The organism is uncultured Nostoc sp., assembly GCF_964247315.1.
Taxonomy (GTDB): Bacteria; Cyanobacteriota; Cyanobacteriia; order Cyanobacteriales; family Nostocaceae; genus Nostoc.
Genome location: NZ_CAXTTT010000005.1, coordinates 109,135 through 116,416, shown reverse-complemented (window position 1 = coordinate 116,416; position 7,282 = coordinate 109,135). Strand labels below are relative to the sequence as shown.

Annotated in this window: 6 protein-coding genes and 2 pseudogenes; 1 reads left to right on the top strand and 7 read right to left on the bottom strand. The window is 40.4% G+C overall.

All coding sequences use genetic code 11. From position 1 onward, the window contains the following. Nucleotides 1–78: 78 nt before the first annotated feature. The 7 genes and pseudogenes from ACFE93_RS03295 to ACFE93_RS03265 all read right to left on the bottom strand — a co-directional run bounded on the left by ACFE93_RS03295 (nt 79) and on the right by ACFE93_RS03265 (nt 5,141). Nucleotides 79–555, bottom strand: coding sequence for a hypothetical protein (locus tag ACFE93_RS03295; RefSeq protein WP_292866902.1), 477 nt, complete (start codon nt 553–555; stop codon nt 79–81). Between the two features lie 90 nt (nt 556–645). After that, a complete protein-coding gene (locus ACFE93_RS03290) occupies nt 646–882 on the bottom strand; it encodes a hypothetical protein (protein WP_375472007.1) in 237 nt (78 codons plus the stop codon). A gap of 212 nt (nt 883–1,094) precedes the next feature. Further along, complete coding sequence (locus ACFE93_RS03285; protein WP_375472001.1) at nt 1,095–1,349, bottom strand: hypothetical protein; 255 nt, start codon at nt 1,347–1,349, stop codon at nt 1,095–1,097. A gap of 32 nt (nt 1,350–1,381) precedes the next feature. Then, nucleotides 1,382–1,612, bottom strand: a pseudogene (locus tag ACFE93_RS03280) (type II toxin-antitoxin system HicB family antitoxin). 115 nt (nt 1,613–1,727) lie between these two features. Continuing rightward, on the bottom strand, nt 1,728–1,970 hold the full coding sequence (locus ACFE93_RS03275; RefSeq protein WP_375472000.1) for a DUF6887 family protein: 243 nt from the start codon (nt 1,968–1,970) through the stop codon (nt 1,728–1,730). Further along, the gene (locus ACFE93_RS03270; protein WP_375472006.1) at nt 1,954–2,145 is read right to left on the bottom strand and encodes a DUF6888 family protein; all 192 of its coding nucleotides are present in this window, start codon (nt 2,143–2,145) and stop codon (nt 1,954–1,956) included. The genes ACFE93_RS03275 and ACFE93_RS03270 overlap by 17 nt, the downstream gene beginning before the upstream one ends. A 200-nt stretch (nt 2,146–2,345) precedes the next feature. Then, a pseudogene (locus tag ACFE93_RS03265) lies at nt 2,346–5,141 on the bottom strand (NACHT domain-containing protein). A 568-nt stretch (nt 5,142–5,709) separates the two neighbouring features. On the opposite strand from ACFE93_RS03265, the gene ACFE93_RS03260 reads away from it, so the two are divergent. Next, nucleotides 5,710–7,053 carry a PQQ-dependent sugar dehydrogenase gene (locus ACFE93_RS03260; protein ID WP_375471999.1) on the top strand — a complete coding sequence of 448 codons (1,344 nt, stop codon included), beginning with the start codon at nt 5,710–5,712 and terminating at the stop codon, nt 7,051–7,053. Nucleotides 7,054–7,282: the final 229 nt, after the last annotated feature.

Below are 7,282 nucleotides of genomic sequence, written 5' to 3'. Positions count from 1 at the left end.
ATGGAGTTCAAAGACTCATTAATGGAGTTCAAAGACTCATTAATGGAGTTCAAAGGCTCATTAATGAGTATCAAAGACTCAAGAACCAGATGCAGCTTTAGTCGGTCTACCTTTGATAGCCTTAAAACGTTCGCCTAACTGTTCAGCGACAGTCTTTAAGCCTGGAGTCTTTTTCGATGCTGTCTTCACGTAATCATAAACTGTTAAACTGCTAGTCATAGCTTCACTACCGACTGCCATTAGGGTATCATCTACCTGTTCGCTGAGTTGCTGGATTGAGATTAAAAGTTCGGTCAGCGCTGCGGCTAATTGATAATCCTGAACAAGTTCTTCAACATCAAAAGTGGCTGGAAGGATTTCGCGGTTAGACTGAGCAGCAGTGACGCTATTATTCACAAAAGCTAGGCTTTTATCGCCCATTTTTACCAGTTTCCGCCGTTCTTCTGTGCTGAGAGTAATTAAAAAGGGGAGCTTTTGTTGAACTTTCTGTAGCGCGGCTTTAATTTCTTGGATATCTTGTGGAGAAAGGGACGCTGTAATATTTTGATAGGACATTGTATATTTACCTTGGGAGTTCTAGTGGTAAAGTAGCAAGTGTTGCTAAGTATAGAATTCCCATTGATAAGAGCGATCGCACATCATAACCTATTTATTTATCTGTTTTAGCGCCAATACTGAGGGATACTGACCAGATGCAATCAAAGCTTGTCGTTCTACAAGTCTTTCATCCCCGTTAAAATCTAGGATGCGTGCGGTAACTTCACCGATGTCTGTTTGATGCACAATTACAGCCTCATCAAGTCGAAAATGCTCACCCCAAAAGTCTCTGCGTGGGTTAAAAAACCTCACAAGTTCGCCAGTTTGCCAATTAATTGACCCCAAATCCGTCCCTTTTTGCAGGTAACATAAAATACAGGCATAGCAGAGATTATCTGCTGTTGTAGCGCCGCCGTGTTTGACGCTGATTATATGGTCAACTTGACACTTAAGCCCTCTACTTCTGGATATAAACAATACTCGCATAGATAGGTAGCGCGATCGGCAACTAAACGCCGCAGTTCTGCATTAATATATAGACGAGGCATTTTGAATACTTACTTAGGGTTAATATACTGATGAGCTTTAGCTTTTGCCAACCTGATAATATGCTCTAGCGTGAGGAAATGATCTAACTCTCGCTTATCGCTTCCTGTAAGACCTTCAGTTTTTGCGCGGTAAACGAGATCCTCTAAACGGTCTTTGGCTGCATCCGAGAGTTTGAAATCGATAACGCTTTGGGGAGTGGTTCCAGCAGCAATAAACTCTATAATTTCATCGTAGACTTTGGCTGTATTTATAGATGTAGTCATGAGATTACCTATTTTTATTTAATTTTACTGATTTACAACGTTACTTTTAATGACTTTACTAGTGTTTTTGGCTTTGGTAGAGTTTCACTCTCAGCCAAAGATGATTCAATTAGCATTTATAAAACTTCTTGAGCATTTTTCAGAGCTTCTTCGTAAGTCTCTGCGTGAGTACAAGGCTACATTATATTAGTAAACTCAGGTAGCAAAACCACATAACATTGGTCTTCTTCTGACCATTGAATCACAATTGTATATTTATTCATAAGCTTCTCGTCAATGAGCAATTATAAATCGCGGCTACACAAACCAAGTTCGCCTGCGCCGACTCAAAAAATTTGAAACCCACGGAGGTGGGTTTTGTCTGTGTAGCCGCGAATTCTATTCGCTAGGGCTTCTTTGATTTCCTTGCTCAATGCGTTGCCTAATTGCTTCTTCTGCAATGCGAATATTTTCTTCAATTGGTGTACCGTCTGCTGTCACCATTGGCCCGTACCAGGTTGCTTCCGAATCGGGAGGATTGCGGCGACTAAACAAGACACGAATAGCCTCATCATCATCTCGGTGTGCCAGTATATAAGCTGTTAGTTCTTTGCTAGTCATCGCTTCAAAGTTCGGTTTCATTCAAAAACCTCCAGTTTCCATTATGGGGTATGATAATTTGAAGATTTTCACCTGCCAAAATATATATATCTTTAGTTTGGATATCAAAACGAAACAGGTGAATATCTTTGTAGGTATTGGATAACATTTGGCAGACTCGCACAGAGGCTTGTGCTTGTTCATTGGTTGGGTTTATTGTCTGTTCCTCAATTGTGACATAGATAATAGTAAGCCTTTCTTTTGCGGTTTCTACTGTGAATAGTAAATCGTAAGGGGAGGCAGGATGAGCAGAGGTTTCCTGCTGTGGCTAACCTTTGCAGGTTTATAACTAAACCCTGTTTGCAACAACAAGCTTTTGAGTTCCCTGATTTTCTTGAGAATATAATCAGCTTATATTTACCCTTTCCACTGCTTTAACTTCTTCTGAGCAAATTCCCGCACTTGCTCATCTGGGTCATTCACTGTGCGATCGCGCAACAGTGTTAAAGTCTGGGGATGCTGAGGAAATTGCTTGATAATTATCTCCAGTGCAATCTGCCGAGGGTTGGTTTGCCAAGTTGTCATACGCTTAAAAGGGTCATTAATAGAGCGACTCAACAAAAATTCAAACATCCAAGCCTCATCTTTCCATCCCCAAGCCAATTGCTTTAATGCTACCCGTCGCACAGACCAATCATAATCAAATTGAGCGCAGTTTTTGATAAAAGGTAAGGTTTCGGGATCACTTTTCCAACCTCTAGCTAATGCTTGTACTACTCCAAATCGTACAGCAGGATTAAGAGACAGAGAGCAGGTTTTGAGCCATGATAAAGTTTCAGGGTCATCTTTCCACTCCCTAGCTAACTCTTGCACTGCTGTATTTTGTATATGCCAACTTCTATAGGAATAAGCAATATTTTTGAGCCACGGTAAAGTTTTAGGGTCATCTTTCCAAGTAGTTGTAATTACTGCAACAGCTTGAGTACGAATCTTTTGAATTAGATCAAATTGCTTACCTGAAGCCTGATAATTATTGCTATATCCATATCCAAATAAATCTTTCAGAGAATTGTATAATTTATTAGCTATTGGTGCGATTAGCAAGCGATTTCTCACCTCTACAAGACACTTAGCCGCTAAAAAAAGATTAACAAACTTTTCCTCTTAGCCATCTTGCGCCATTAAATACTCAAGAATTTCCCCAACAAATGTTGGCTCAATCATTCCCGCAATTAGCAGCAAGACTTCATGCCAACTTTCATCTTGCCAGTGTTTGCCAAAAACTTCATTCTTAAGTTCCTCAATAGTCAGCGTTTGCGTTTCTTTAAACTGCCAGACAAACTCCCAAGCACAGAAATATTCTAAAAATGTCCGATGCACAAAAGCATAATAATCTGCACCCAGGAAACATAACATAAAGTTGCGAGTCCGCAGTTGATTAATCATCACCCGCGCAGCTTCTCTAGGTTTATCAAACTCTATGGTTTTGAGATAATCAGTCAGAACTTTGACTAAATCATTTTCATTAATCAAATTACCTGCCAAACCTTTCTCACCAGTTTGCATAAGATAAGCAACCTGACGCAGCATCGCTTGCTTATCTTTATAATCAATCGTCTTCGGATCTAACCTCTTATCTTCTATCAAAACCCGTTCCACATCCCATTGATGCAGCAGTACCCGCGATGCTTGATTATAAAGCTCGGCTCTATCTCTTGGTAGCTCTTGATTCCGATTAAGAATTGCCATCATCGTCAACAGCAGAGGATTTCCCGCCAATTCTGTAATAGATTTGGATGCTTCAATTCCTCTTGTTAGCCGTTCCCGTTTTCTCACTTTATCAACTGCATCGGTAAAAGTTAACTCATGCCAACGGTAGATAAAATCCTGAATTTGTTCTGAGTCTAAATCTTGTAATATAAAGTGGCGAAACTCAGCATTAAGCAATCGTTGCAGTTTATAGCCAATAATCCGAGAAGTGACAATTACCTGCACATCAGGATAGTCATTAGTAAAGCGATGAATATCAGTAATTACATCCTCTCGTTTACCAGGGTCAAATACCTCATCCAAACCATCAAACATCACTAAGGCATTACCAGCTTTTAATTTTTTATCTAGTTCAAGCTGATTGAGATGATGAACAGCACCACTACATTGATGAAAAAATTCGAGAAAATTATTGCACTCCTTATCTTCCCGTCGCCGCATATAAGTGCGTAACTCAATTAGCAACGGAATTGGTAATGAGATAACATTATCCAGTGGAGACTCTGTCCAATTCAAAGCCAGAAATTGCAACAATGTAGACTTCCCTGAACCAGGATCGCCCAAAATCACAAGATTTTTATAATCTTGCTTTTTATTGACAACATCTAAGACTGAACGGATCGGCTGTTCAAAATAAACCCGTTTGTGGCGTTCTAATTCTGCTAATTCCACTTCTGCTTCTACTTGGTCACTTTCTCGCAGCCGTCTGAGATGTTCTTTAGGCAGTTCGTGAACTTGTGGTAATACTTGATGAGCTTCCCGGACATTTTGAGCAGTAAAAATCCGCCATAATTTAAGTTCGTTATAGGCATAGCCGCTAGTATCTAAGCTATCTAACTTGAGATTGCCATAGCACTCACGGATTCCTTCTTGATATTTAGTTAAATTAAAATCTACAATAACACCAGCAATTTCTTTGGTATTGATTTCAATATCAGATAACTTTTGTAATTCTAGGATATGGTGTAAATCTTTTGAATCTAAAAGAAGTTCTTGGACTTGTGTAAAATACTGTTCTGTAAGTGATTGCCAGTTAAACTTAGCTGGCAGAGGTTTTAATTGCAGCCTATTCCAACTATCTTCTAGGGTTTTAGCGTCTAGAGATTCACAATTAATATCAAAAGCCTTACCAAGAATTTCTGTAACCGACTTATCGCTGATAAATTTCTGGATGTCTATGGTGTAGTCTTTAATCTCAGTTTCAGTAAGTTTGCAACGAACCTTTAACTGCTGCTGCATGAGTTGCAAAAATTCCTTTAACGCTTTCCCAGCAGCAATTTCTATGTCTTCCTTCTTAAGTTTCTGGACAATCTTGCCAGGGATACCTTTTAATAAATCTTTAGCCCAATCTTTAGCAGCATCCTTGGCTAAGTCTTCCAAAATGGGTTTAAAAATCAACCCGGCGGCCTGAGTTACACCCCAAATAGCTAACCAGTCCAGCATAATACTCGCTTCTGTTCAGAGTTTGATTACGAGTATATCCACTAGCTTGAGTAATGTTTCCAGATTTCAGAGTTATTGCAGAAACTTCACAGGTATCTGGAAAACCTCTCTCTAAATCTCTCTCCTTTTAGGAGAGACTTTGAATTTTCCCCACAGCACGCTCACTCTTGCTACAACCATGAACCACAGCCAGTTATACCAAGGGATACGTGCAATCAATCACCACTATTTGAGAAAAAGCAAGTCCTCAGCCTTGGGTTTTTCAAACAAAAACTTGGCTTTTTGACTGGTAAAGAACGCTGTTAAGACCCTCTGGATAATGGTTTCGAGGCTAGCTAGCTTGAGGACTATTTTAGTTGGAAAGTGCGATCGCTCTGTCTTTGTTTTTTATAACTCTCAGTTCACCCATTTTTTGATAAGTTAGAAAAAATAGCAGTAGATAAAGATATTTTAAGTGTTTAAAAAGAATAATACCTTTGAGTTAGCCTTGTTCAGACTCTCGGTAAAGTCGGCTAGCCGAGAATTATATGTAACATAGATCGCTACTAAGCTAGAGGGAAGTTTCAAAATGGTTGCATTTACTCTAAAACCAACACAGATACTTGGACGCATATTATCCGCATCGCTAATTAGTTTGATGTCCTTAGAGGTTCTCACCACCGCAGCGATTGCCCAACCACCCGCTGCATCTGTTGAAACCAAACTGAAAGTGCCTAGTACAATGAACTTTTGGCCTTTTGATACTAACCGTTACTTGAAAGTGCCGCCCAATTTCTCCGTCTCTGTTTATGCTCGCATTGATAGAGCTCGCTTTATGGCAGTTGCTCCCAATGGAGATATTCTAGTATCACAGCCCAGTTCCGGTAAAGTGTTAATTGTCCGGTCAAATGGCAGCAAAGACCCAATTATTTCTGACTTCGTCACAGGTCTACGCAAACCACACGACATTGTGTTTCATAAGATTGACAACACCACATACATTTATATCTCTGAGAGTCATCAAATTAACCGCTTCATCTACAACTCTGGAGACTTAATCGCGAAAAATCGTCAAATCGTTGTAACTGGCTTACCAGACAGCAGCACACCGGAACTCAAAGGCGTTTATGGTCACGAACTGAAAAATATCGCACTTGATTACAACCACAAACTGTACGTGTCGATCGCCTCTTTGTGCAATGCCTGTAAGGAAGATACTGTCAGTACCCCAAAGCGTGGTGCAATTTACCAGTACAACGCTAATGGAACCAATCAACGGCTTTTTGCTCAAGGTTTACGTAATGCTGAAGGGTTAGCATTCTTACCTGGCACAAATGACCTTTGGGTAGTCGTTAATAATCGAGATAACATCGCTTATCCCTTCAACGATAGCAGTGGCAATTACGGTAAGATTGTTCCCTCCTACGTAGACAACCATCCACCAGAGGAGTTCACGAAAGTCCGAGATGGCGGTAACTACGGTTGGCCATTCTGCAATCCCAATCCTGACACGTCAAACGGCCTCAACAATATGCCATTTAACTGGGACTATCAGTTCAATGGTGATGGAAAGGTTAATTGTAATGCAATAATGGACAAGATTAGCAAGGGTATCCAGGCCCATTCAGCTCCTTTGGGACTAACATTCTTACAAAATACCAACTTTCCCAGCCTATATTCAAATGGGGTAGTGATAGGGCTGCATGGTTCATGGAATCGGCAGAATAAAACGGGCTACAAAATAGCTTACTTTCCCTGGAACAGTACGACAAAGACCCCAGAGCAAGAGATAGATTTAGTCACCGGTTGGGTAGTTCCAGCAACGCAAGAAACCTGGGGGCGACCCGTGGATATGGTAGTAGATGGGCAAGGTAATTTGTTAATTTCGGATGACTACAGTGGCACTATCTATAAGCTCTCCTATACGCGGTGACAACTGGTTAGGGTCTACAGAGACCCTAACTTTGGTGGAATTTCCCAGTCTTTTCCTACAACTCCAGCAATATACAAAGCTAACCGAGGTGACTTAAATATTGTTGGTAATGACACTATTAGTTCATTAAGTGTACCATCAGGTACAGGGGTATGTGTGTGCCAACATGAAACTGGTGGTTTATGCCGTGACTATACTAGTGGTGATTACAAATCCCTTGGAAATGGCT

Bases quoted from the DNA above. Each gene is read 5' to 3' on its own strand.
- ACFE93_RS03295 (WP_292866902.1), bottom strand. From the start codon at position 555: ATGTCCTATCAAAATATTACAGCGTCCCTTTCTCCACAAGATATCCAA.
- ACFE93_RS03285 (WP_375472001.1), bottom strand. From the start codon at position 1,349: ATGACTACATCTATAAATACAGCCAAAGTCTACGATGAAATTATAGAG.
- ACFE93_RS03275 (WP_375472000.1), bottom strand. From the start codon at position 1,970: ATGAAACCGAACTTTGAAGCGATGACTAGCAAAGAACTAACAGCTTAT.
- ACFE93_RS03260 (WP_375471999.1), top strand. From the start codon at position 5,710: ATGGTTGCATTTACTCTAAAACCAACACAGATACTTGGACGCATATTA.